This window comes from Flavobacteriales bacterium (genome assembly GCA_016713875.1).
Taxonomy (GTDB): Bacteria; Bacteroidota; Bacteroidia; order Flavobacteriales_F; family PHOS-HE28; genus PHOS-HE28.
Genome location: JADJOI010000003.1, coordinates 2,413,626 through 2,437,563, shown reverse-complemented (window position 1 = coordinate 2,437,563; position 23,938 = coordinate 2,413,626). Strand labels below are relative to the sequence as shown.

At 62.5% G+C, this 23,938-nt stretch carries 22 protein-coding genes; 3 read left to right on the top strand and 19 right to left on the bottom strand.

The features are described from left to right. Positions 1–202 precede the first annotated feature (202 nt). The 19 genes from IPJ87_11920 to IPJ87_11830 form a co-directional block, all read right to left on the bottom strand. Positions 203–2,419: an alpha-1,4 polygalactosaminidase gene (locus IPJ87_11920; protein ID MBK7942558.1), complete on the bottom strand. Its 2,217-nt coding sequence runs from the start codon at positions 2,417–2,419 to the stop codon at positions 203–205. A gap of 3 nt (positions 2,420–2,422) precedes the next feature. Continuing rightward, the gene (locus tag IPJ87_11915) at positions 2,423–3,283 is read right to left on the bottom strand and encodes a hypothetical protein (GenBank protein ID MBK7942557.1); all 861 of its coding nucleotides are present in this window, start codon (positions 3,281–3,283) and stop codon (positions 2,423–2,425) included. Positions 3,284–3,380: 97 nt separating this feature from the next. After that, complete coding sequence (locus IPJ87_11910) at positions 3,381–3,962, bottom strand: ATP-binding protein (GenBank protein MBK7942556.1); 582 nt, start codon at positions 3,960–3,962, stop codon at positions 3,381–3,383. 17 nt (positions 3,963–3,979) lie between these two features. Then, on the bottom strand, positions 3,980–5,305 hold the full coding sequence (gene dcm / locus IPJ87_11905) for a DNA (cytosine-5-)-methyltransferase (GenBank protein ID MBK7942555.1): 1,326 nt from the start codon (positions 5,303–5,305) through the stop codon (positions 3,980–3,982). 240 nt (positions 5,306–5,545) lie between these two features. Continuing rightward, positions 5,546–5,953, bottom strand: coding sequence for a hypothetical protein (locus tag IPJ87_11900; GenBank protein ID MBK7942554.1), 408 nt, complete (start codon positions 5,951–5,953; stop codon positions 5,546–5,548). A gap of 24 nt (positions 5,954–5,977) precedes the next feature. Then, positions 5,978–6,295: a hypothetical protein gene (locus tag IPJ87_11895; GenBank protein MBK7942553.1), complete on the bottom strand. Its 318-nt coding sequence runs from the start codon at positions 6,293–6,295 to the stop codon at positions 5,978–5,980. A 353-nt stretch (positions 6,296–6,648) separates the two neighbouring features. Further along, positions 6,649–7,278 carry a hypothetical protein gene (locus tag IPJ87_11890; GenBank protein ID MBK7942552.1) on the bottom strand — a complete coding sequence of 210 codons (630 nt, stop codon included), beginning with the start codon at positions 7,276–7,278 and terminating at the stop codon, positions 6,649–6,651. 2 nt (positions 7,279–7,280) lie between these two features. Beyond that, a complete protein-coding gene (locus IPJ87_11885; protein MBK7942551.1) occupies positions 7,281–9,002 on the bottom strand; it encodes a hypothetical protein in 1,722 nt (573 codons plus the stop codon). A gap of 129 nt (positions 9,003–9,131) precedes the next feature. After that, positions 9,132–10,949, bottom strand: a complete 1,818-nt coding sequence (locus IPJ87_11880; GenBank protein MBK7942550.1) for a class A beta-lactamase-related serine hydrolase — start codon at positions 10,947–10,949, stop codon at positions 9,132–9,134. 18 nt (positions 10,950–10,967) lie between these two features. Continuing rightward, positions 10,968–11,438 carry a GNAT family N-acetyltransferase gene (locus IPJ87_11875; protein ID MBK7942549.1) on the bottom strand — a complete coding sequence of 157 codons (471 nt, stop codon included), beginning with the start codon at positions 11,436–11,438 and terminating at the stop codon, positions 10,968–10,970. A 23-nt stretch (positions 11,439–11,461) separates the two neighbouring features. Beyond that, a complete protein-coding gene (locus IPJ87_11870; GenBank protein MBK7942548.1) occupies positions 11,462–11,605 on the bottom strand; it encodes a hypothetical protein in 144 nt (47 codons plus the stop codon). Next, the gene (locus IPJ87_11865; protein MBK7942547.1) at positions 11,605–11,787 is read right to left on the bottom strand and encodes a hypothetical protein; all 183 of its coding nucleotides are present in this window, start codon (positions 11,785–11,787) and stop codon (positions 11,605–11,607) included. The genes IPJ87_11870 and IPJ87_11865 overlap by 1 nt, the downstream gene beginning before the upstream one ends. Positions 11,788–11,873: 86 nt before the next feature. Next, complete coding sequence (locus tag IPJ87_11860) at positions 11,874–14,150, bottom strand: DUF11 domain-containing protein (protein ID MBK7942546.1); 2,277 nt, start codon at positions 14,148–14,150, stop codon at positions 11,874–11,876. A gap of 110 nt (positions 14,151–14,260) precedes the next feature. Continuing rightward, positions 14,261–14,932: an MBL fold metallo-hydrolase gene (locus tag IPJ87_11855; protein ID MBK7942545.1), complete on the bottom strand. Its 672-nt coding sequence runs from the start codon at positions 14,930–14,932 to the stop codon at positions 14,261–14,263. 32 nt (positions 14,933–14,964) lie between these two features. Continuing rightward, a complete protein-coding gene (locus IPJ87_11850; GenBank protein ID MBK7942544.1) occupies positions 14,965–16,575 on the bottom strand; it encodes a mucoidy inhibitor MuiA family protein in 1,611 nt (536 codons plus the stop codon). Between the two features lie 145 nt (positions 16,576–16,720). Next, positions 16,721–17,665 (bottom strand): T9SS type A sorting domain-containing protein, encoded by a 945-nt coding sequence (locus IPJ87_11845; protein ID MBK7942543.1) that lies wholly within the window; start codon positions 17,663–17,665, stop codon positions 16,721–16,723. A gap of 3 nt (positions 17,666–17,668) precedes the next feature. Next, the gene (locus IPJ87_11840; protein MBK7942542.1) at positions 17,669–18,166 is read right to left on the bottom strand and encodes a hypothetical protein; all 498 of its coding nucleotides are present in this window, start codon (positions 18,164–18,166) and stop codon (positions 17,669–17,671) included. Beyond that, entirely contained in the window at positions 18,163–18,708 is a 546-nt protein-coding gene (locus IPJ87_11835) for a hypothetical protein (GenBank protein ID MBK7942541.1), read from the bottom strand. The genes IPJ87_11840 and IPJ87_11835 overlap by 4 nt, the downstream gene beginning before the upstream one ends. 30 nt (positions 18,709–18,738) lie before the next feature. After that, complete coding sequence (locus IPJ87_11830; protein MBK7942540.1) at positions 18,739–19,140, bottom strand: hypothetical protein; 402 nt, start codon at positions 19,138–19,140, stop codon at positions 18,739–18,741. 213 nt (positions 19,141–19,353) lie between these two features. Here IPJ87_11830 and IPJ87_11825 point away from each other — a divergent pair, with 213 nt between their 5' ends. The 3 genes from IPJ87_11825 to IPJ87_11815 are packed head-to-tail and all read left to right on the top strand — an operon-like array spanning position 19,354 to position 23,896. Continuing rightward, positions 19,354–19,932, top strand: coding sequence for a sigma-70 family RNA polymerase sigma factor (locus IPJ87_11825; GenBank protein MBK7942539.1), 579 nt, complete (start codon positions 19,354–19,356; stop codon positions 19,930–19,932). Further along, entirely contained in the window at positions 19,929–20,651 is a 723-nt protein-coding gene (locus tag IPJ87_11820; protein MBK7942538.1) for a hypothetical protein, read from the top strand. Before IPJ87_11825 ends, IPJ87_11820 begins: the two co-directional genes overlap by 4 nt. A 2-nt stretch (positions 20,652–20,653) precedes the next feature. Further along, positions 20,654–23,896 carry a CHAT domain-containing protein gene (locus tag IPJ87_11815; GenBank protein MBK7942537.1) on the top strand — a complete coding sequence of 1,081 codons (3,243 nt, stop codon included), beginning with the start codon at positions 20,654–20,656 and terminating at the stop codon, positions 23,894–23,896. Positions 23,897–23,938: the final 42 nt, after the last annotated feature.

The window sequence follows — 23,938 nt, the reverse complement described above, 5'->3', positions numbered from 1 at the left end:
CCAACCGTAGCGGTGCTGGTAGTAAATCCGAACTTGGAGCTGTCTGGATCGGAAGCACCGCCTCTCCGGCGGCGGACTTGCTGAGGGAGACGAATTGAGATGTCGGGATTGGTATGGCTTGGTAACGCAACAGTGCCCGACTGGTGAAACAGATGGGGCAAGGGCGGCGAAAGCTCTGACCAACTCGCTCACATCCGCCATGTCACACTTGAGGAAGCGGTTCTTGGACTAGCCACTGTTGCTCCATCGACGCCGGAACCCAGACTGCCAGAACGGGAACGTCGGTAGCGACCTCATTTCCGTCTCTCGTCAATGTGAGCCGCCGTAGTTTGATGGTTAATCGACCATCAGCATGGATCTCTCTATCGCCGGGATAGTACTCTGGGTCTCCTGGCTGTCTATTCGAACCTTGAAAAATGTTGTCGATCTCATCCCCGGCGTTTACAGCACGTCGCGCATTGTCATCCGGACGCATGAGATAGACATCGCATAACTCCTGCGGATGGTCCCTCAGGAACCGATCAATCTGGAACAGGACACCAACATAGGCTTGGTTCTCTTCGGGTTCAGGAACGCCCACGTTGAACAGCAACTGCTCACATACATCAGCAAGAGGCACACCCCGAATGCCCGTATGTCTGGCCGCCGGAGCACCAAACGCTGTCGTCGGGAGTGCTGCGAACTGCCTCTCTGCGATGAACGAGTCGATGGCCTGGCGATTAGCGCGGCAGGACTCATCGGAAACATGAGGGGCTTTCACCCAGAACCAGCGATCAGCGTAAGAATCTCTCAGATGGGACAGCGATAGCACGTTCCGCCTGGTCGGTTCTAGTCGCGAAGAGAGAATGAATGCACGACGCCATTGTTTCAGCGGAACGCTTCTGGTCCGCAGGTCATTCAACTCCTCTCTCATGCTCTCTTCATGAGCGACGTAATCTTGGAACGCACCTCGGACATCCGCGTCCAAGTAGAGCCTGCAGTATCCAAGGTAGCTCCGCTTGTAACCGAAAAAGCGAGCACGTTGCTGCAATGTGTCGGCGGCTCCCATAGACCCGAGCCCACGGGGCATGTAAGTGACAGTCAATCCTTCTACAGTAAAGCCGCGGTCCAACGCTTGTCCTCCGATCAGGATACGGGCATAGTCCCTTCGCCAATCGATATCAGCTATCCTGCGATCAGTGGAGTTCACTTCGCCGCTAACGGTCTGGGCAATCGCGCGCTTCAAATCAGCAGCCACCGACGGCCAATCTGGAAAGGCATCGTCATGGACTGTCGCACGCAGATCATCATATGCTTCGCGGAAATCGTCAAGAAGTTCGCCCCGTAGCGTGTCCGTTTCTGGAAGACAAAGACCGGTCTCCCAGTGCCGCATCAAGCCCCTAACCCATTGCGCATATTGTCCATGCGGGATCGTCTCACGGGAGGGATGAATCAGCATGCTGCGGTTCTTGCCCTGGTATGCTTCACCCTTAATCCGTCCGATCGCAACACCCACGAAGAACAGCCTCAAAGCTTTAGCAAGAGTCGCAGGGAGTTGCGGATTCGGATCACGGCGATCTGGCAATTCACCTACCGGTATATCCCGGACCAGGATCATGTCCTGACCGAAGAACTCGATACCTCCCGTGTAGTCTTCACCAGGAACGAGCAACTCCGCGAAGTCTGGCGAAAGACTGTCCAGAATGTTGATCAGAAGATTGGCTTGGGGGGTGGCCGTGTACTGAAGGAATGTGTGACAGGCGAATAGGTTCCGTAGTCCTCGGATCCGAGCGTACGTCACGCTCTCGTCGTCGTCGTTCACCTTCGTGTTCAGGCTCGCTTGGTCTGCCTCGTCGTCGATAATCAGCGCGGGAAGCCCCCTCAACTCGCAGTTCCGCAGGATGGCTATGAGCCTGCGCAGTACGCTCCAATTCTTCTTTATCGTGATGAGCAGGAATTGACGTTCACGCTCAGGCACAGTTGGGTCGCGCCAATCACGAAGGATCTGACTGATACGCTCAGCCTCGTTCTGTCGCGGTTCCTTGAAGTGCTGCCACTTTCGGTCTTGCCGACTATTCAGCCGAAGATCACGCTCAAGACGTTCTGCGGATTGGCGATAGAGGTTGTTCGAGATCCCGGTTATCACGATCACTATTGGATAGCCGTTGTCAACGGCCATCGTTGTGACCGTGGTGAACGACATGGTCTTGCCGCTTTGGACATAGCCTACGACAAGTCCAGTGCTTGTGGTAGGTTCTCCGACGGTCGCGGCACATTGCCCGAGAATGCGCTGGGTGGATTGAACAAGGTTCTGCCTACCAGCATCGTCGAGCTTGGTCCCAAAGTGATCCAATAGGTCGCTCGTTTCCTGACCGATCGCAGGTTGCCATTGGTTGTTCCCCGTCGTCATGTCCAGTTCGATCGTATGGGTATCGGACATTGGCTATTCGGATAAGGAATCGCCTGGACCACTCAAGGCCTTGCGAAGCAGGTCATTCACATTGTGGCGAATAGTGCTTGCGTATCGCATACCGATATCACCCGACACAGTTTCTGCGATCGCAAGGCTAGCAGCCACACGCAACAGTGGTTCTACATGCTCGCCCGATGCTCCGCTGACCCGTTGCATGAAAGGATGGGCAAGATTCACGCGAATGCCGACCTTCCTCTGACCGCCCTCGCGTTTCACATCTGAGATATCCAGCCAAGCCTCGATGGCAGCATCGTTGACCAGATCGATCGTCACTAGCCAGTCTTGGTCTTGGAAATGCAGCTTGAACTCCTTTGTCGCGGCTGTTTCCGACGGTACCGGTAGCGATGGTGGTGGTGGTGCCGTTTGTGGCTGGTCGTGGCGCTGCGCGTCAATAACAGCCGCTCCGTCAGTAAGCGCCCGTGCTGTTGAGGCGACGGCCGTTTGTGCGACCTTGGCAATAGCGGGCGTTCTGGGCCGTACACGATGCTCCTCAGCCATGCGCAGGAGAGGGAGCGGTTCCGCATCCATCTGTTTGCGCAGTTCCGTTAGAAAATCCTCCTCCAACCCATCCCATTGTATGGCGTCCTTGGTGTGGCTGACCCCAAAACCTTCAAGGTGCAATTCACCGAATACTCTCTGATACCGGTAGCTGTTGGGTTGACCAAAGACCGAGGTTGGCCGGTAGCCTTCATCAGCGCTTCCAACAATGAGCCGTCCGCGCCTGAATAGCGCGAATCCAGCTTCAGCGACACTCGCCTCCTCCCTAATGGCAGCAAAGCCGTGGATGCGCTTGTTGCCAAGTTCGATTTTGATCGGCTTCTTCCACGTCACCGGAGCACTGGTGGGATGCTTCAGATGGGCTGCGACAAGAATTTTGGGATCAACATAGACGAGTGGTTCATCATCGAAAACCAGTTCGAGCTTGCCATCACGAATGAACTGGCGGTAGATGCTGGTGAGGATGTTCTTTGATCTTGCCTACAGCCCGTTTGACGGGCATCTTGCTGGGTTGGATCAGCGTGATCTCGGTGAAATGCTCTTCCATTCTCTCCTGCTCCTCCTCAACAGGGAGATGCTCCAACCCTTCAGCAACTATCTTCTTAAGGTCGAAGGACACCTTTCCCGTCACCTTCTCTCCGATCGCCTTCGTTCGAACAGTCCAGGTGTTGCTGAACCCAAAGCCCGCACTCTTCATGCCCATGCCAAACTCAGATAGACCGCTGCTATCCACTGGCAACTCGGCTGTTCGAAAAGCCCGCTGATACTCAATTCGGGCAATCCCTGCCGCATTGTCGCGGACAACTATCCTACCGCCATCAACATCACGCTTGATAGTGACCTTTAGCTTGTATGAGTGTGCATGGAGTGATTGGAGCCGGTTCCAATTTCGCTCGATACCACTGTTCACCGCGTTGTCGACGAACTCGCCTAACGCATACCAAGGCTTGTAGCTCAGGTGCCCGAGTACGGTAAGAATGTTGACACCAGGTCGGATGTTGACAGTCTCCATGATCAGTGAAGGATCGGTCAGGCTACAACGGCCGTCTGCGCGGATCGCGGTGCCTTGGTGCGTGGGACATAGGCCACAGCTTCCTCTTCCAGCAAGTGACCGGCGATGATCTCGACAAGTCGGGCGTTCACTGCATTCCCCAATGCCTTGAATGCCCGTGTCTCCGTTGCTGGGAGATGTTTCAAGGAATCGAGTGATTGCAGCCTAGCGCACTCTTTGGTGGTCATGTACCGCCGCTCCCAGCCGATGATCGGAACTTGCGTGGTTGTCATTGCCACAAGCGATGGGCTGGTGTCAGCTCTCTTCACACGAACGCCTGACGCCCTGAATTGGACCACGTGCTTCCAAACGTCGCGCTCCCCACCCTTATAGTTCCACTCGAACTTCTGTAGCGACGGCGGGAACCGAAGAATCTCTGGCATCCATGACTTCAGTTCACGCTTGTGTGCCGCGTAGAAGGCGCGGTTGGAGCGGATGAAGCTCCTCTTCCAAGATGGGAACAGGTCCTCTTCGGTCCGTGCATGAGATGGCAGCACTTCAAGAGGATCTTTCACATCCTTGCCATCGAGGCGCATCCCATGAGAACCCCGATACGCGCGAAGTGCTCGCTTGCTCACTGAGTATGGTGTGCGGTCCTCAAAAGGATATGTTGCCCCGAACTCCATTGACCAGATTGGGAATGACGGCAACCGAACGTCGCTCGGAATGCGATTCAAGAAGTCCTGCCAGACGTTCAGGCAATCAATCACCTGCGGCGTCAACTGTCGTGCCTCGCTAGGTCGAACGTCAAGAATCTCGCGCAGTTGCGGATCGGGGTTGACCGGACGCTCGGGCCATTCAAATGCACCTAGGCTATCGCGTCGTGCGACAAGCAGAAGCCTTTGGCGGATCTGCGGAATGCCAAATTCATGTGGGGAGTAGACCTGTTCATCCACAGCGTATCGCATGCTCACCAACTCCTGCTTGATTGCTGCCCAAGTACGACCCTCATCGTGCTTACGCAGGTTTGGCACGTTCTCAAGCACCACGAACTCTGGTTTCCGATATCGGATGATCCGCAGGACCTCATCGATCAGCGAGCCATTGGTCGGGCAATCGAACCCAGCTTGCTCGCCGGCCTTGGAGAATGGCTGGCATGGGAAACCTGCACAGAGGATGTCGTGCTCCGGAACATTCCTCCATGTCACTTTACGGATGTCCCCTGCTGGTCGGATGCCATGGTTCTTCTCATAGATATCCTGTAGAACTGGGTCCAGTTCACTCGCGAATACGCATTCGTGCCCCAGTCTTTCGAGACCAACGTGGAACCCTCCGAGACCGGCGAATAAATCGACAAAGCGCATGGTCCCAAGATGCGGACAATTGCTGGCATCGTGAACTGTCCGACACCCCGTGTTTCCACACAGTAACTCACACCTTCCTCCGATGTACACAAGAACTGATGGTCAGCCCCCGCATTTCGCGTGACGGATTGGAGCGAATGCCTCACAGGCCGGTCATCCGGCCGAGGAGCAGCAGCGGAAAGCCGGACCCCGAGGCTTTGCGAGGGGGCACGCCCAAACCTCCTCCATCCAGGACGCCGTTCAACACTGCTTCACCTTCACCCGCCGCTTGGTGGTCCTTGCATAGCTAGCCACCGGCTCCGCCGCCAAACTCATCGCCTTCGGTTTGGCATAGGACTTCCGCACTGCAACCGCCGCCACCTCCCACTTGATCTTTAGGATGCGTGCCAGTTGCGCCTTGTGATAGTCGCTCACCGGCCTGTCTCCGCGGAAGAGTTGTGTGAGGAAGCTCGCGGAGACCTTCATCTTCTGGGCCAGTTCCTTTCGGAGCATGACGCGTTCATCCATGATGCGCTGGGCTTCGCTCAGGTAGGCGTGGCCGATGGCGAGCGCCTCCATCTGCAGGAGTTCTTCCTCGCTGAGATCGTTCAGCACGCTGGCGAACGCGGCTTTCACGGCCTTGGGGTCTTTGAGGTGCTTAGGGCTCATGGATCTTCACGTATTCGTAGGTGGCTACCCGGCGGATGACTTCTCTTTCGCGGTGACTGTTCTTCTGGCTGCTCTTGTGTTCGATGACCTCTCAGGCGATGACCACGAAGTACACTTCCCCCTCACATACACTTCCCTGCAATAGATGCGCGCGTTCTCGGCGCCCTTCAGCAGTTTCATGGCCATCACGCCTTCGCAGCCTTTCTCGATGTCTTCCTTGTCGTAGAGTTCGGGTGCTCGGTGTCCTAGGAGGATCAATTGGGTGATGTACTTGAACTTCTTCCTGATCCTGGGATCCGCCTTGATGAACTCCAGGATCTCCTCTGCCAGCGCATCGTCCACCGCTACGCACCGTTTCCCGTCAGGGGACCGGTGGATGAGGCGTCGAGGATGTACCTTTCATGGGCAGGAATTAATCAAGGCATTCAGGGCACGGATGCGATGCTTACCGCAATAACTTCCCAGGGCCTTTGGGACTGTGTCCCTGGCTCCGATTCAGGCAAAGGCCGGTCTGGCTGCCGCCAAAGGGACCCCAAGTACGAGATTGGTGCCGCCGGCGCGGATGAATGGGCAGGTGGCGGTGGGTGGGCGGGGACCATGTGGGTTTGGCGATCGGTGGAGCCGGGGCGGTGTATGGGAGAGGCGAAAGTGAACGCACCGCCTGAAGGCGTTCTTCAAAAACGGTGCGTTCGGCCTCAGTGCACCACCCTCATCCACTTGTCATCTTCTCCGGAAGTCACCGCCCGCAGCGCCTTGCTCTGCCGCTCGGAATAGTCTTTACGATCGAACGGGATGCCCACGTGCGCGGCCATGCGTTCGCCGGGGATGTAGCCCCACTTCTCACCGCTGGCCTTGCCTGCCTTGGAGTCGGAACCGATGATGCCGTCGTTGAGGTTCCACGCCTCGAGGAAGGCGGCTTGTTCGCCGAGCGGTTCATGGTGGCGTGAAAGCACGTACTGCACGGTCCGCGTGTAGCGGTTGATGATGCCGAGCGTGGAGCGGTCGTTGTTGGTGGCCGCGGCGATGGCGGGAGGCAACTGAGCCATCCATGCTTCGATGAGCGCCGCGTGCATCGGCCATTCGTGCGCGAGCTGGTGATGGAGCAACTGGCGGAAGACGTGCGGGAAGTCCTTCAGGTCCGCTTTCACCACATCGAACGCGAGCAGGCAATAGCTGGTGCGGGCATGCACGAGGATGACGCACTTGCGGCCGTTGTACGCGAACAGGTTGGCGTTCCACGCGTCGGCATCGGCCGCAATGGGTGCGGCTTTCACACCCAGCAAGCTGCTGAGTTTGCCGGTGCAATGGATCACGGGAGTTTTCATGCTCAGAGCTTGTTCAGTTGCTCCATAAGCCCTTTGCGCCGCGCCAGCCGCACGCGCCAATCCGCGGTGAGGGCATCCACCAGTTGTTGGTCGCCGAGCTTCTTGATGCGGCGCAGCAGCTTCGTGGCCTGCAGGTAGTCGTCGCGCTTAGGGTTCATCTTGCTGGCGAAGTATTCGGCGCGTTCGGCCAACGTGGTGGCCACTTCCTGCGGGTAGCGCTTGCCCAATTCAGCTTCATACTCATCGAGCACGCTGTGGATGAGGTAGGGAATGTCCGCTTCCTTCCGCGCCTCGGCCATCACCTCGTCCCAGCGTTGCTCCGCCGCGCAGATGTCGGCGATGAGGCTGCGATCATGGCCGCGTTTGCCGCTGCGCAGGTCCTTCAGCAGCTTGTCCACGTAGGTCGGCCATTCGGCAGTGGGCACTTCCTTGCGCAGGAGTTTGTAGTGCTCCATGCTGTTGTGGTGGCTATCGATCAAGAGTATCCGCGCCAAGCGGAGCACCTCGGGCTTGTCCTTGGTGCGTTGCGCGATGCGCAGCAGATGCGGGGTCCAGTAGTGCTCGTGTGCGGCGGGTCGGCCGTTGCGCGTCACGCGTTTGCCGTCCTCGGCGAGCTGCTTTGCCCGCGACCAGTCCTTGGCCTTGATGGCCGCTTCGATGGCCCGATCGCGCACATCGGTATACACCAGGAAGCCGTCTTCCAGCGCTTTGGCGGCCGCATCGCCCTTGAATCGGCGCGTAAGGTCGAGCAGTGCATCCCGGGCAGCGGAACCGCCGAAGTCTGAATTCGCGGTTCGTTTCAGCGCGGCGATGACGGGGGCGGCTTCTTCCACAGTGCGCACAAGCGTTGCGGCGATCGGCTCCAGGGTGCCGTTCCAGTCGCAGTCCATCACCGTCTTGTCAGTGAGCAGTCGATGTGTTTCGGCCAGCAGTTCCTGGCGGAATGGCTCTTTGTGCTTCTTGCGGGCAAGGTCCGCAAGCAGTTGCATGGCCATCTCGATCCCGCCACCGATCTCGCCATTGCTATCGTCAGCGTCCTGTATGGCCTCGGCCCCCGCCTCGATCGCAGCGGTGAGCATGGGCAGTGCGCGCTCGGGGTGCCCCTTTTGCACCAGTTGCTTGGCTTGGTCGAGCATATCGTAGAGCACACCTCCGGCCTCCGTCGCCTCGTGGTAGTCGATGAAGCGCTTGCGGCCCGCGATGGCGTGCATTTCGGAACGCAGCGTTCTCAAGTGGTCCCTTCGATCCATCGAAATGGACCGCGGGGCACAGGCCACGAGGAGATCCTTGCGGAAGGCGGCATCCGCCATGCAACGGGCGCGCACGAAGGCGATCAACTCCTGCTGTGGTGCAGCCGCCAGCGCGCTCTCCACCTGCTCGGCCACGGTGGGTTTCCTCGGTGTTGAGTTCTTCTTGCCGGCTTTCGCGCCTTGGGCCTTGCCCGAGTTGCCGAGCTGTTCGTTCTGCAAATGGAAGATGAGCGCCACCACGTGCTTGCACACGGGGCCGAGGTCGTAGGGGCAATCGCACTCGTGCTCGATGATGGCGTCGCCCTTCAACCGCACACGAACAGTGTAGTCATCACTGCCCTGCACCAAGGCCTCGAACACGTCCGCTTCGATCTCTTCGGGCTCGTCCACGGCGCCGTCCTCGTAATACTTCAAGCCACGCTGCACGATGCGTGCGTCAATGACCTCCTCCAGCCGGTCCAATGGGATCTTCATGGTGCGAAGGTGGCGAGCGCTGTGGACAGTGCGGTTGTTCGGAAGCGCGCGACCGGCCTTGTCGTGAGTGTTGCCCATTCATAACGCCAAGGCGCTATGAACGGCCATGAACAGGTATGATCACCCGGGTCACTTCACCTTCACCCCTTCCTTCTCCAATTCCGCCACGATGTGTGTTGCATTCGGGTTCTGCGGGTTCATCGACAGGGTGCGCTTGTAGTATTCCAGCGCCTGCTTCTTATCCCCCAGCTTCAGGCAGGCCTCCGCGTAGCTGTCGTACACGTTCGCGCTCTTCGGATACAGGCTCATGTTGATGAAGAAGAGGTCACGCGCCTGTTCGGTCAAATGCGCGCTAAGGAGCGTGTACCCGAAGTTGTTCAGCGCTTCTTCGTTCACGGCTTCATCGTTCGGGTTGGCGGCCTTCAGGTCAGCGTATGCTTTCAATGCGGCATCGCGATCGCCGCGCTGCACGTACTCGAAGGGAATGTGCTCATCGTCCTTCATGCGGGGCAGCGTAGAGAGCACATCGCCGGTCTTCGTCTCACTCACTTGCAAGGTCATCTCGCCCGCAGCGTCTTTCAAGAAGCGTCGGCTGCGTTCATCGGTGCGACCAATGAACTCGCCGTCGCCGATATGAACGAGCTCCGTGGGCGGCTCGCGCAACGGTTCGCGGAAGAGCTTTCCGTTGTGCAGGGCGATGGTGACCATGTTGTCGCTTCCGCCTCGATAACGTCCGGTGAACACCTTCAGTGAAGTACTGTCCATCGGCACCTCCTTACGTTGTGGAACGAACTCGGGCCAGTCGTAGGCGCGTGCGATCGAGCGCATCACCTCGAACATGAAGGCGGGTTGGTTGGCATTGATGAGGACCACGGCGCCCTTGCCGTTCTTGACATGTCCGTAGATCTGGCCGCAGAAGCCCTCGTTCCAACCGCCGTGCTCGAAGTAGCGCTCGCTGCCTTTGTTGTCCAGCATCAGGCCCACGGCCGTGTTCGGGTCCAGATACGGCTCCACCATCTGCATGGCGGTAGCACGGCTCAGCACCTGGCCGCTGTCGGTGGTGATCGTCTTCTGCATGTCGATCACGAAACGCGCGAGATCGGTGGCCGTGGTCCACAAGCCGTCGGGCGAGATCTCCGGGTAGATGTGCCACTTGCCGACCGCCATTGAACCGTCGGGCACATAGCCGCTAGCCGCGTTGTGTTCCATGGCCGCAGGCATGGGTTGCTCATACGAACTGCGCGACATGCCGAGCGGTTGCAGCACCAGGTCGCGCATGTGCTGCGGAATGGTGCCGCCCATCTTGTCGAGGATCACCTGCGAAGCCACGCAATAGCCACCGCCAGAGTAGCGCCAAGCAGTGCCCGGTATCTGATCCACCACCACCGGTGGCGAATTCGCGGGCGCTTCACCGTTGAGGATGTTCAGGAGTGTCGGCAACGTGTCGCCATGTCGATAGCCTTGGAAGCCGTGCACTGTGGTTCCCGCCACATGCCCCAGCAAGCGCTTCAGCGTGACCTTCTCTGTAGTGGTGAACTCATTCTCCGGCATCTTCCACGAGGTGAGCATGGTGTTCACATCCGCATCGATATCCAGCACACCTTGCTCCGCGAGCTTCAGCACGGCCATGGCGAAGACCGGCTTGCTGATGGACGCGGCCTGGAACAAGGTGCTGTCAGTGACGGGTTGGTTGCTTGTGGTGTCCATCACACCATAGCTCTTCGTCCACGCGATCTTGAAGTCGTCGATGATGGCGATGCTCATACCATGCACGCCGTAGTGCTTCATGCGCTCCTCGACGGTCCAAGTGCTGTCACCCTCGATGAGGACCTGTTCACAAAGGCCCGTTTCCACGTGTCGGCGCAAGGACTCGGTGGGGTCGTCGGTGCGGGTGGGTGCTTGGCAGGCTGCAAAGGCGAGAACGAGCAGTAGGATCGGGTAGCGCATGGTTGGCGAAGGTGGTGGTTAAGGTCGCTCGAAGCGGTAGACGAATGCATCGCTGAAGTGCCCGCAGGCATCCTCCTTCCAGAAGACGCCTCCGTTCTTTTCGATCACGCGGATGCTGGCGCGGTTCTCGCGGGCCACTTTCGAAGCCACGTACGCCAGACCGTGCGTGTTGAACGCCAGATCGAGCATCGCGCCTACCGCCTCGCTCGCGTAGCCTTTGCCCCAGTGCGCTCGCAGAAGGCGATACCCCATCAGCACTTCGCCTTCGGATTGGCGGCGCAAGGAGCAGCGGCCGATCCACGTTCCATCCTTGGCCTCGATCGCCCAACGACCTGTGCCATGCGGGAGCTGCGAACCGATGTTCGCGATCCACTTGTGTGCCGCTTCGATGTCCTTGAACGGCTCATCGTGCACGTACTTCAGTACTTCAGGGTCGTTGTTCAGCAGGAAGATGTTCGCGGCATCCCGGTCATCCAGGTCGCGTAGCATGATCCGTTCAGTTGTTGCCGTGATCATGGCTTCGGCACGTCTTCGATCCGCAGGTAGACCGGCTTGCCTTGGGAAAGGATGAGGTCGCGCTCCTTGTTGGCGGCTGGGCTCTCGCCAGCGAGCAGCAAGGCATCGCACGCACCCATGACCGCGAGCGAGATATCCATCACGGCTTATTGCGATGGGGCACATTCGCTTGCACGAGCACAGGGATCGCCGCGTTCATGCCGATCAGGCGAATGTGCCCTATTTCCAGCAGGCGAGCGGCAGCGGCGTTCACCGCATCAAGGTTCGCGTTGCGTTGCGCCAGTGCTTCTGCCGAATAGGGGCCGGCCACACCGATGATCATACCCCGAAGGTCGCGCGAATAGTGGGACGCTCGCCCGACCGGCCGGTGAACGCCCAGCGATGCAGGAGGACGGCCACCTTGGTGGCTTACTCCTTGACGAACCGTGCGCTCCACCGCCGACCGCTCCGGTCGGTCAGAACAAGCACATAGGGACCCGATGCGAGCTGCTGCACCGAGGTCCGGAGCAGCCCATCGCCCACCGTCCGATGGGACAGCGGGATCCGTCGACCATCCACGCCCACGGCCCAAGCCGCGGATGGCACGACGCCTCCGGGCATCGCGATCATCAGGTCGGCGGAGGTGGGCACCGGGAACACGCGCAGACCGGCATCAGTCCCATCTGGCTGCAACATGGCCACGTCCGTGACGGTCACTGTGGCATCCGGCGTACGGATGGACGGATTGAAGTCGAAGAAGATGTCTGCCTGGTCCGTGATCTCCTGGCCCACGAAGAGCCCAGGCCCGGGCTTGATGCGGTAGCTCACCTGGCCGTGACTGCCAGGTTCATCGCTCGTACTGTCGGGCAGGTTGATGTTCGCGAAGGTGAACGTCAGGAGGCCGTTGCCGGAGAGTGAGAATGTGCACGGATGTGAGCGGGCCCCGAGCTCGAAAGTGCTGAGGTCGAGCGCTGCGGGCAGGGTGTCGCGCACCACCACGTTCGTGGCCTCTGCGCTCCCGGTGTTCTGGAAGTGGATGGTGTAGTTCAATACGCTATCGTTCAGCAGATGGTAGTAGGGCGATGGGCTCACTTCCATGATGTTCGGGTCGTACGCCCCCACGATGGTATAGGTCACGGTGGAGCTGTTGTTGGCCAGGCTCACCTCGGTGCTGTCCTGTGTGAACGAGAAGGTGTAGGGAATGGCGGTGCCGAGGAGCTGCGGGTCCGGTGGCGTGGCAAGGTCCACGGCGAGGATGCGCTGGCCGTTCGGCCCCATGGCGGGCAGTTGCCAGGTGATGGTCTGACCGTTCACCTGTTGCGGGGCGGGTGCAGCGCCGAGGTAGGTGAGCTCCGGCGCAACGGTGAGCGTGGCGGTGATGGGGCCGGTGGTGTGCAGGGAATTGTTGGTGATGACCCCGTAAGCGCGATGATCGAAGCCCGGTCGGGCGCGACCTGCGTTCACGAATGCCTGGGGGTCGAGCACCAGGGCCGGGGAGGACGGGTCGAAGAGCATGGTCCATGTCTTCAGCGAATCACGGACGATCATGAGCGTGTCATCGATGATCTCCGCCGGCAGGCCGAGCAGCGTGGATGTGGTCGTGCCGGGAGTGCCTGCGCAGCCCAGATCGGCCGGGCTGGACGCAGTGAGCATACCGGTCCACGCGGATTGGCCACTGTAAGTGTCGCCGGCGATCATCAGGGTGTCGCCGTTCGGCTGTTCGGCGTTGATGAAACGCCCGCTGAGGCCGTAGCCGCCCACGGTCCACGCCCCGAGGCTGGCCCCGTTCGCGTCGGTCTCGATGAGCGCGCCCAACTCGCCCAGCATCAGCAAGTGCCCGTTGGCCAGCTCGCGCACACCCCCGTTGAACCATGCGTTCATCTGCGGATACGGGAAGGAGCGGTGCCACAGCACCTGACCCTGTCCATCCATCCGCGCCAGATACCATTGGCTGACGTAGTCGTCGGACATGAGGAGCAGATCACCGTTCATGGCCTGTGCGGCCGGTATCCAATGATGAGCCCAGCTGCGCTTCCAGAGCACCGTGCCCTCCGCGTCGAGCCGGGCCATGAACGTCGAGGCCCCCAGTTTCCAGCCGATGAGCGTGATCTCTCCGTTGGCTTCCACGAAGGCTTGCATGCCGTTGAACCCCATCGAGGCCCGGTAGCGCCTGGTCCAGACCGGTACCGCCATGCCATCGAGCTTGGAGAGGCTGAGGCCTTGCGCCGTCCAGATGGGGAAGAGCCATCCCCCGTCCGGCGTGCGGATCAAGCCGCGGGGCGTGGGGCTCATCACCGCCACCGAGTCGAGCATGTAGATCCGGGCCCACACAGGTCTGCCGTCCGCACCAAGCTCGGCCGCGTACATGTTCGTGTAGGAGGCCTGTTGCGGCATGAACGGACCGTTGATCACTGCTCCGCCCCCGGCCACTGGTGAGACGTTCACCGGATAGGCCCAGTTGCTGGGGTCCATATGCCTGAAGTTGCTGTTCCAGGTCACTTGACCATCGGCGGCCCAGCGCGTGGCGATCGGACCGGTGGGGGTGTTGAACAGGGCCAGCGTCAGTCCGCCACCGTCAGGGTGCAGCATGCCGTCGACCAGGTTGTGGTACTGCCCGGCGGGCATCGGGTTGGCCGTAGTGGTGCACAACTGGGCATGCGCTGTGCAGCTGAGCGCCACGGCGAGGAGGGCGAGCGGGCGGTGCATGGTCGACGGGCTTTCCGTAAAGCTCCTGCAGGGCGTGGGCGCCCGGATCGGCACCGCACATAGATCTGCACGGGGGCCTGTTCGTGGCCCGCGCCCATCACCCGCTCCGCTCAGCGGAAGAGCTCGATCACCTCGCCCTGACGCGGGATGATGAAGCGGCACCCGTCGCATGGCGCAGGAAGGTCCAGACCCTCGACCGTGGCGGCCTCGTGGTGCATCACCACCACGGCTCGTGCATCGATGCGTTTGCCCTGTGCCTGCACCGTACGCAACAGCCACGGTGTCACGAAGGCCACCGCCAGGTCGCGGGAGGCCAGCAGGTGCGCGGGGTCCTCCGTATCGCCCGCGATGTACAGACGGCGACCCCGGATGCTGACGATGTACGAGGCGTGGGGCATGTCCGCATGCGGGGTGGCCTGCGGGTAGATGTAGATGCCCTGCGCCTCGAGCCGGGAGATCGCGGAGGCCTGCGCGTCCTCTGCCTGGAACGGTGCGATCAGGTCGAGGCGCGTCCCGGCGAAGCGGCTGCTGTCGAAGTGGTCGAGGTGCCCATGCGTGATCAGGGCCGTGCCGCGGACGCTCGCTATATCGGCCGGCAGTTCATACGTGTCGTACCCGGAATACCCTGGCTGGTAGGGGAAGTCGGCGAACAGCGTCCAGTCCTCCAGCCCGATCCGGAACGCACAGTTGCCGATGAAAGTGGCGTTCACGCGCTGCGCGGACACGCGCAACGGCAATGCGGCGATCAGGAGTAGGACGATCGCTAGGAGAGGAGAACGCATGCGCGTGCCGCTGGGTGCGATGTAACGCGAAGCTACTCCACCACCACAGGCTGGTCCTTGGGGTGCTTCACGCTGTAGACGAAGCCCAGCTTGCGCGTGGCCTTGGGCTCCAGGCTGAAGCGCCAGGTGAGGCGACCGCGCTGCTCGTCCACTGCGGCACCACCGGCGTCCTCGAGCTTCACCTCCACCTCGCTGCGCGGGCTCAATGGGTGCTGGTCGTGCAGTTCCAGGTCCACCGCGGTGGACTTGGTGTTGCGGACCGTGATGTCCCATCCACGCGTCACCGTGCGCTTGCCACCGATCACCGCCTTGTCGTCCGATCCTTTGCGACGCGCGCGCTCCACCACCACGCCCTTGTCGCGGCCCAGGCTGACGTTCAGGGTGTCCTGCGGCCGGCTCAGGTCCAGGTAGCTCTGGCCGACGTAGGTACCCTCGAAGAATACGTTCGCCTGACCCGGCAGCAGGTTCAGGTCCTCCCATCCGGTGGTGCGCGCATAGAGGAAGGCGTCGGGGTCCAGCTTGGGCGTGCAGTAGTGCTTGTACACCGCTGGGATGCTGTGCGTGCGCACACCCACCGTGTGCGCCTGCCCGTCGCTGGGCACACTGAACGGCGCTTCGATGGCGAACTCCACGGTGGTGGTGCGGTACACCACGGTGTTGTTCACCGTCGTCACGGCGTCCATGTCCTCCGCCAGCATCCTCACATCGCCCATGGCGGCCGGTGGCGCTTCGCGGTAGGCTTCGCTCTTGCTCCGCGCTCCTCGAATGGAGATGGACTCCAGCATCACCGGCTGGTCCAGGACCCAGGGCTGCAGCTCGGGCATCACGCCGCCCTGCGTGGGGTTGCCGCTGCTCAGGCCCAGGTCCACCTTCGTCCAGTCCTCGCCGGTGTTGTTCACCACCTGGGCCTTCATCAGCAGTTCGATGGGCTGCCCGACGGCCTTGGCGCGGAGGTCGTAGGCCGGTGTCCATCCCGCGCTGTGCACGAAGTAGCCCAGGGTGAAGCTGGCCGCCACCTCCGCCGGGCTGTCCAGCTCCACCACCACCTCGCTCGTGGGGCGTGGGGCCTGAGCCTGTAGCGTACCGAGCTGCTGGCGCAGTTTCTCGGCCTCTTCATGGATGGCCTGCTTCTTCTCCTCCTGGGCCACCCAGCCGGCCTTCATGGCCTTCATGCGCTCGCGCACGTAGTCGTTCACGGCCTGCAGCTGCGCAGCGGTGAGCCCGTTCTGCTGGCCGCCCACCGTGCTGTTCTTCAGCAGCAGCTGCTCCTCGTTCACCCACACCTGTTGAAGACCGTTCTCGATGTTCCAGTCGTGTTCGAGCTTCTTGATCCGCTCCCTCAGCTCCTCGATCTCCTTCTTCTTCGGGCTTTCGGTGAGGTAGTTGATCCGGTGGTTGACGCTCAGGATCGTGTAGCCGCCCTTGCCCGTCACCTGGATGCTCATCGGGTCCAGCTCCTGGCTGAGGCCCGCGAACACCAGCGTGGTGCGCCCGACCGGCACGGTGACCGATGCGGACCGGCTCACCTGCGCGCCGCTCAGGAACACCTTGGCCGCGGTGATCCGGCTGGTGACGGGTCGTTCGCCCTCGGTGGCGTGCAGCAGGGTGGTGGCGATCAGGAACGGGAACAGGAGCGTGCGCATGGGTGGGAGATTCAGTGCAAAGGAAGCACCGACCAGCCCCCCGTACACGCGGCGTGCCGATCGGTTCAGCACACTGAGGGCCGCCCCTGGTCAGGAACGGCCCTTTTCCGCGCGCGAACGGCCGATCAGCCGGTCAGGTCAGTGTTCACGGCTTCACGAACCGGGTGGTCCATGCGCCGTGCTCGCCGGTGATCCGGAGCAGGTAGCTCCCGCTCGCCAATGCGCTGACGTCCCAGCTGCGGTGCGCCGTGGCGCTCACGCTCCAGGTGTTCAGGTCGGCCACGATGGATCCCGAGAGGTCGAGCACCTGCAGGCTCAGGGTGCGCGCCTCGTCGGTCGTCAGCCGCAGACCGAGTTGCTCGGTCACCGGGTTGGGGAAGAGCAGCAGGTCCGTGACGCCCGGAAGCTCCTCCACGGCCGTGGTGAAGGAGAACTCTGCGCTCAGCGGCACCGACCAGGAGCCGTTCGCTCCGCTGAACCGGATGGTGAAGACGTGGATCCCATTGGTCGTGTTCACGGGCAGGTCCGCGATCAGGTCCACCACATCGGACGGAGCGAGGCTCCCGCTCTGGCTGTTCGCGATGTCATCATCGATCCAGTATTGATAGCCGTTCACCAGGCCGCTGTGCGCGGTGACGTACTGGGTCCGAGGCACGGTGTACGAGCCGTCGGCGTCCGAGAACTGGATGGTGACCGTGTTGAAGGCCTTGGTCAAGGTACCGGTATCGATCAGGGAATTGAGGTCCGCCACCTGGGCCGGGCCCACGGTACCGGTGATGAGCGAGCCGATGTCATCGTTCACCCAGTACCGGTAGCCCACGATGTCCTGTCCACCGCGGACGAACAGTTCGGTGGAGGGCACCGACCAGAGGCCATCGGTGTCGCGGAACTGGAAGCTTACGAGGTGATGACCCGGGCCCATGGTGCCGGTCGGCCACGCTGTGGCGAGCGTCAGCTCATCGGTCGCACCCACGCTGGTCGTCACCGCACCGGCGACGTCATCATCGAACCAGTAGCGATAGCCGTTGATCTGTTGCGCCTGCACGCAGCCTATCGCTGCGAGGGCAGGCAGTATCATCAAGCTGCGCATGGCCTAGTTGGGTTGCGCGGCCACGCGGATGTTCACCGGCAGGTCGCCATTGGGGTTGGTGGCCGGGGCGATGGTGGCCTGGCGGAAGTGCGGGTTGTAGGGCACGTTGCCGGGCTTGTACGGCGAGCTCGTCCCGTAAAGGCCGATGTCCGTCCCGTCGTTGCCCGCAGCGATCCCCGGACTACCGGGCAGCAGGTGCAGGTCGTCGCTGAACTGGTAGGCGCCGTCCGTCTCGCTCACGAAGGTCATCGCCGGCGTCTGGCTGTAGATGGTGTTCGTCTCCGTGTTGCCGCTGGAGTTGCTGAACATCCCGGTGCTGTTGATGATGCAGTTGGTGATCTGCACACCGTTCACCTGCCAGAGCGGGGCACTGTTGTAGGTGAACACGCAGTTCTGAACGATCGCGTTCCCCGAATTCGTGAACTGCTGGTTCAAGATCACGCTGTTGCTCATGGTGAGGCCGCTGGGGCGGAAAAGATTGACCGGCCCACCCTGGATCACGGACCGATCGATCGTGGCCGAACCTCCATAGCCCGATACCCCGCCGTAGAAGATGCACTCATTGATGTGCTGCTCGACGTGGCGGGTTCAACCCACCCAAGGCGGACGAACTTGAACGAGCACCGCTCGAACACCATGTTCACCGCATCATCGTCGGCGCCGTTGTGCCCATAGTACAGTTCACCTCCAGGATTGAATTGGATCCCGGTGAAACTGCTGCCGCTCGCACCGGTCGTGAAGATGAAGTCGGTGCTCCCGTTCGTCGTCAGGATGGTCGGCGTGGTCACGCTCGTGCTGTCGGGGTGGATGCCCGCACCGATGAAGTGCAGCGGGATGGTCAGCGTGAGGCCCGTGTCAGCCAGGAAGGTCCCGCCGCTGAAATAGAGCTTGTCGTCCGGTTGGGCGGCCGCCACGGCATCATAGATGGACGTGAACACCTGCGGAGCGCCGGTGCCTTGGACGACGATGCGCTGGAGCTGCGCGTGCACGGAGGTCCCCAGCAGCAGGGCACAGCCAAGAAGGAGGGTCGGTCGTTGGATCATGTCGGTTCAGGGTTTGGTTGTTGTTCGTGTTCAGGCGCGTTCGGCGAGCATCCCGCACCGCAGCGCCATGGCCACGGCCTCGGTGTTGGTGCGGACGCCCAATTTCGTGTAGATGTGCCTCAAGTGCGTGCTCACCGTCTGGAAGCCGATGCCCAGACGGTCCGCGATCATCTTGTAGCTCAGCCCGGCCACGAGGGCCTGCAGCACCTGATGTTCACGTGGGCTCAAGCGGATCTCGGGGCGGGCTTCGCGGCGCATCACCTGCACCTCCACGCGCTCCACCCCGGGTTGCATCGGCACGCACGGCGGACGGTTCAACAGACCCGCGATCAGCTCCTGCACCGGCACCATGCCATCCACATCGATCAGGTGGCCGCTGCGGATGATCGCTCCCTGGGGACCGCCCTCGGGCAGGTCCACCACGGCGATCACGACCCGGCGGATCGCTTGGGGAAGCCGGCTCGAGGGGGAGGGTATGGTCCGTTCCATGCCCCATCATCGGGATGGGTGGGGGAATGTGAACGATCCCGCTTTCCGGGTTCCCGATCGTTCACATTCGGGCGGCCTCCCCGATGTGCATCCTGTAAGCCCGGCACGCCCCATGGACCTCGACGCTCTTTCGCCGTATCATCGCGTGGCCAGCCCGTGCCTACGCCCGCCCATTCGCTTCCCGCGGCCGACGATCGGCTCGCCGGTCTCCTGCGGAACGACCCCGCCAGCCTGCGCGCGCTCTACACCGCGCACTTCGGCAAGGTGCGGACCTTCGTGCTGGCCAACAGCGGCACGGGGGATGATGCCCGCGACGTGTTCCAGGAGGCCATCACCATCCTCTGGCTCCGCGCCCGCGAAGGCACCCTGGCCCCCGGCACAGACCCCGGGGCCTTCCTGTTCAGCATCGCCCGCAACAAATGGCTGGACACCGTCCGGTCCGCAGCCCGCCGCCATATGAACGTCGTGCACGATCAACGCATGCATGCGGCGGCCATGGAACCGGAAGACGGCGTGGAGGAGCGGCTTTCGCGGCTCCGGTCCATCTATGAGCAGCTCGACGACAAGTGCCGCACCGTCCTTGACCGGTTCTACTTCGAACGCAAGGACCTGGCGACCATCGCGCAGGAACTGGGGGTGGAGGAGGAGAGCATCCGCACGATCAAGTACCGCTGCATGATGAAGCTGCGCGCCCAACGCGATGCCATCGGCGGCGAAGACCACGACCGACCATGAGCCACAGCGCACCGGACCGGACCACCTTCGAGGCCATCGAAGCCTACGTGCTCGACCGCATGGGGTCGGAGGAGCGCGCTGCCTTCGGTCAGCGGCTGGCCGGCGATCCCGCCCTGCGGGCGGAAGTGGACCTGGAGCGTGAGCACATGCTCGCCGTGGAACTGGGTGGCCTGCAGCGGTCGTTGAAGGCGATCGGCGACGCGGAGCTGCGCCGGGGAGGCGGCCCAGCCTGGGGCGGGCTGCTGAAATACGCCGCCGGCATCGCCGTGCTCCTGGGCGTGGCCCTCTGGTGGATGATGCGGCCGCCGGCCCATGAACGCCTGTTCGCGGAACACTTCACCCCCGATCCCGGCCTGCCCGTGGCCATGAGCGCGACCGATGACCATGCCTTCCACGATGCCATGGTGGCCTACAAGCTCGGCGAGCATGATGAGGCCATCGCCAAGTGGTCGGCACAGCTCAAGGCCAAGCCGTCCAACGACACCCTGCGCTTCTACATCGGTTGCGCTGAACTGAACACCGGCCGCGCCTCGAAGGCCGTGACGTGGTTGATGCCCATCGCCGAGCTCCCTGGTTCGGCGTTCGCCACCAAGGCCCGCTGGTACGCCTTCCTCGCCTTGGTACGCCATGGCGACCTCACCGCCGCCCGCGCGCTGCCCTTCCCTGAGGATCATCCGTATGCCCAACGGGCGAAGGCTGTGCTCAACGACCTGCGATAGCCATGCGCGGGCTGCTGGCAACGATGCTCTGCTGGGGTGCACTGGCCGTGCAGGCCCAGCCCGATGCGGTGCGGGCACGCCACCAGCGGATCGGCGAGCTCTACGAGGCCCAGCGGTTCCCGGAGCTGATCCACGAGGTCGAGGTCCAGCTGCGCGAAGTGGCCCGTACGACCTACGCCGACTCGCTCCACCGCTACCTCTACAAGTATGCTCGTGCTCACCGCAAAGTGAAGGACGCCGCCGCCAGCACCGCCGCAGGGGAACGCATCCTGGCCCTGGTGAAGGCACGAGGGGTCGCGGACCATGAGCTCGAGGCGCTCTTCGACCTCAGCTGGGTCTATTACGAAGCCGGTGAGATGAAGCAGTGCGCACGCGTCGACTCCCTGGCCGTGCAGGTGGCCGATGGCGACCCTTCCATCCCGTTCACCCAGCGTGGACGCGCACGGCAATACCTGGCCTTCGATCACAGCGTGCTCGGTGATCATCGCCGGGCGGGCCAATGGGCACGCGATGCGCTCGCGCAGTACGAGAAGGCCGATTCCGTCCCCGTGGCGCAATGGGCCGAGTCCTATACCGCGGTGGGCGTGGCCGCCTGGCACCTGGGCCGCGTGCGCGAGGCCGAGGCCTATTACATGAAAGCCCTGGACAAGCTGGGCGCCGGCACTTCCGAAGCCGTCCTCAACCGCAAGGCCACCGCCTACGGGAACCTCGCGGTGCTCTGGCAGTCCGCCGGTGACATGGCCCGGGCGCAGCAGCACTACCAGGAGAACCTGCTGATCTACGAGCGGCTGCTGGCCTCCACCGACGACCAGTTCACGCGCGACGAGATGCTGGTGAACCGCTCGCGGACCTATGTGAACCTGGCCACGGTCTATTTCGAACGAGGCGACAACGGGCAGGCACGCGAGCTGCTCGACATGGCCTGGCGCGACCGCAGCCTGGTGCTGCAAGCCGATGATCCGCAACTGCTGGCCGTGAAGGAGCGGTACGCCGACCTCGAGATGAACGCAGGCGATCCGGCCAGGGCCCAGGAGCTGCTGGAGGCTTACGTACAGGCCAGTGAGCGAAGCTTCGGCCGCCGGAGCGAAGAGTACATCCGGGCCTCGGCGAAACTGGCCGACGCCTTCGCGCAACAGGGGCGGTACGCCAAGGCCGACTCGTTGTTCGGCATCAGCCTCTCCGCCGGAGCGATCGATCGGGACCCTGAAACGGACGCGATGCTCGCGCACACGCTCAAGCTGCGTGGATCGGCGCGCATCCGCGCCGGTCGGCCGGCCGATGCATTGACGGACCTCCTTCGCGCGCGGCAGGTGTTGACGGGCATCCATGAGGCCGGTCACCACAAGGTGGCGCAGATCGATGTGCTTTGCGCGGAGGCCGCGTTCGCCAACGGCGATCCCGCTGCGGCGCGGACCTATGCCGCACAGGCGCTTCACACGCTGGATGGTCGGATCGCGGCCCTGCGCGGCAGCCCGCTTCCCAGCACGGATCCCGAGCCACAGCTGGTGCCCGATGCCATCTACTGGAAGGTGAAGGTGGAACGGGCGATCAGCGGTGAGCGCGTCGCCGCCGATCAGTGGAGCGCCTGGAACGCCGATGTGGACCTGGCCATTGCCGCCCTTGCCCGGAACAAGGCCGATGTGCAGGATGCCGCCTCCAAACTCCTCCTGACCGGCGCGCAGCAGCGCCTCTTCGGCCTGGCCCTCGACCTGGCCTATGCCTCCCACACCACCTTGGGCATGGATGTGGCGTGCGAACGCTTCCTCAGTGTGTCGGAGGCCGATCGTTCGATCCTGCTGAAGGAACGGCTCAATGCCTTCAAGGGGCTCCGCTTCTCCGGCGTGCCCGACAGCATCATCGCGCAGGAACAGGAACTCCTCCAAGCCCTCACCGTCGATCCGGACCACCCCGCCAGCGCCACCCGGTTGCATTCCCATGAACAGGCTTACACCGCTTTCCTCGATCGTCTCCGGAAGGAACACCCGGCCTACTTCGCCCTGCGCCACGAGGAGGCCACCACGTCCATCGAGGGCTTGCGCAAGCACCTGCTGAAGCCGGGTCGCACGGTGATCTCCTACGCACTGAGCGGCTCGGCGCTCTACGCGCTGGTCGTGGGCCCCTCCGAGGCCACGCTGATCGAACTGGAGGCCGATGGGCTCGCCCAACGGGTGGCCGGCCTCAATGAGGCCATCGTCCGGCGAGACGATGTCGCCTACCGGTCGGCGGCGTTCGCGCTCCATCAACAGGTCATGGCGCCCCTGGCCCCCCATCTGCAGGGTGCCGAGCTGCTCATCATTCCCGATGGGCCGTTGCGCCTGGTGAACTTCGAGGTGCTTCACACCAGACCTGCGGCCGCCACCGGGGACGGGAGCTCCCTGCTTCTTCATCGGTACACGATCGCCTACCTGCTCAGTGCCACCACGGCGATCCAGTTCGCGGAACTTGCGCGCGAACGGTCGCGTCGTGCGCTCGCGTTGGCGCCGGGGTTCACCGATGAGGTGAAACGGAGCTACCTGGCCCACGCGCAGGACAGTGTTCGTGTCGACCGCGACTACCTGCGGTATGTGAGGCAGCCCTTCGCCCTGCGCACCGCGGAGGACCTGGGCCGCACTCTCAATGCGAGCCTGCTCATCGGCACGAGCGCCACCGAAGGGGGGCTCCGGTCGGCCTTGGGTGATCACGGGATCCTGCACCTGGGCACGCATGCGGAGATGAACGCGACCAACCCGATGTACTCGCGCCTGGTGCTCAACAAGGATGGCGATGGCACGGCGCCCGACAGCGATGGCTACCTGCACGCGTACGAGATCTACGAACTGGACCTGCGCGCGCAGCTCGCCGTGCTCGCCGCCTGCGAGTCGGGTGCGGGCGCCGATGACGGCGAAGGCGTCCGCTCCCTGGGCTACGGCTTCGCCTATGCCGGCTGTCCCAGCCTCGTGATGGCGCTCTGGAGCATCGATGAGCAGGTCTCCTCGGAGATCATCGAACGCTTCTATGCGCACCTCGCCGACGGGCTGCCCAAGCACGAGGCGCTGCGGCGGGCGAAGCTCGAGCACCTGCAGGCGGCCCAGGACGAACTTCTTCAGCCATACTACTGGGCCGGGCTCGTGCTGGTCGGGGATGTGCGGCCGGTGGAGCTGGATCGTGGCTTCCCCTGGTCCTGGCTGTTCGCAGGCATCGCCTTGGTCGCGGTCCTGCTGCTGGGCTGGCGAGCCTGGCGGGTTCGCCGCCAAGGGACCCGCTGAACGCACGAAGGGCCGCCCCGTGAGGAGCGGCCCTTCGCCTTG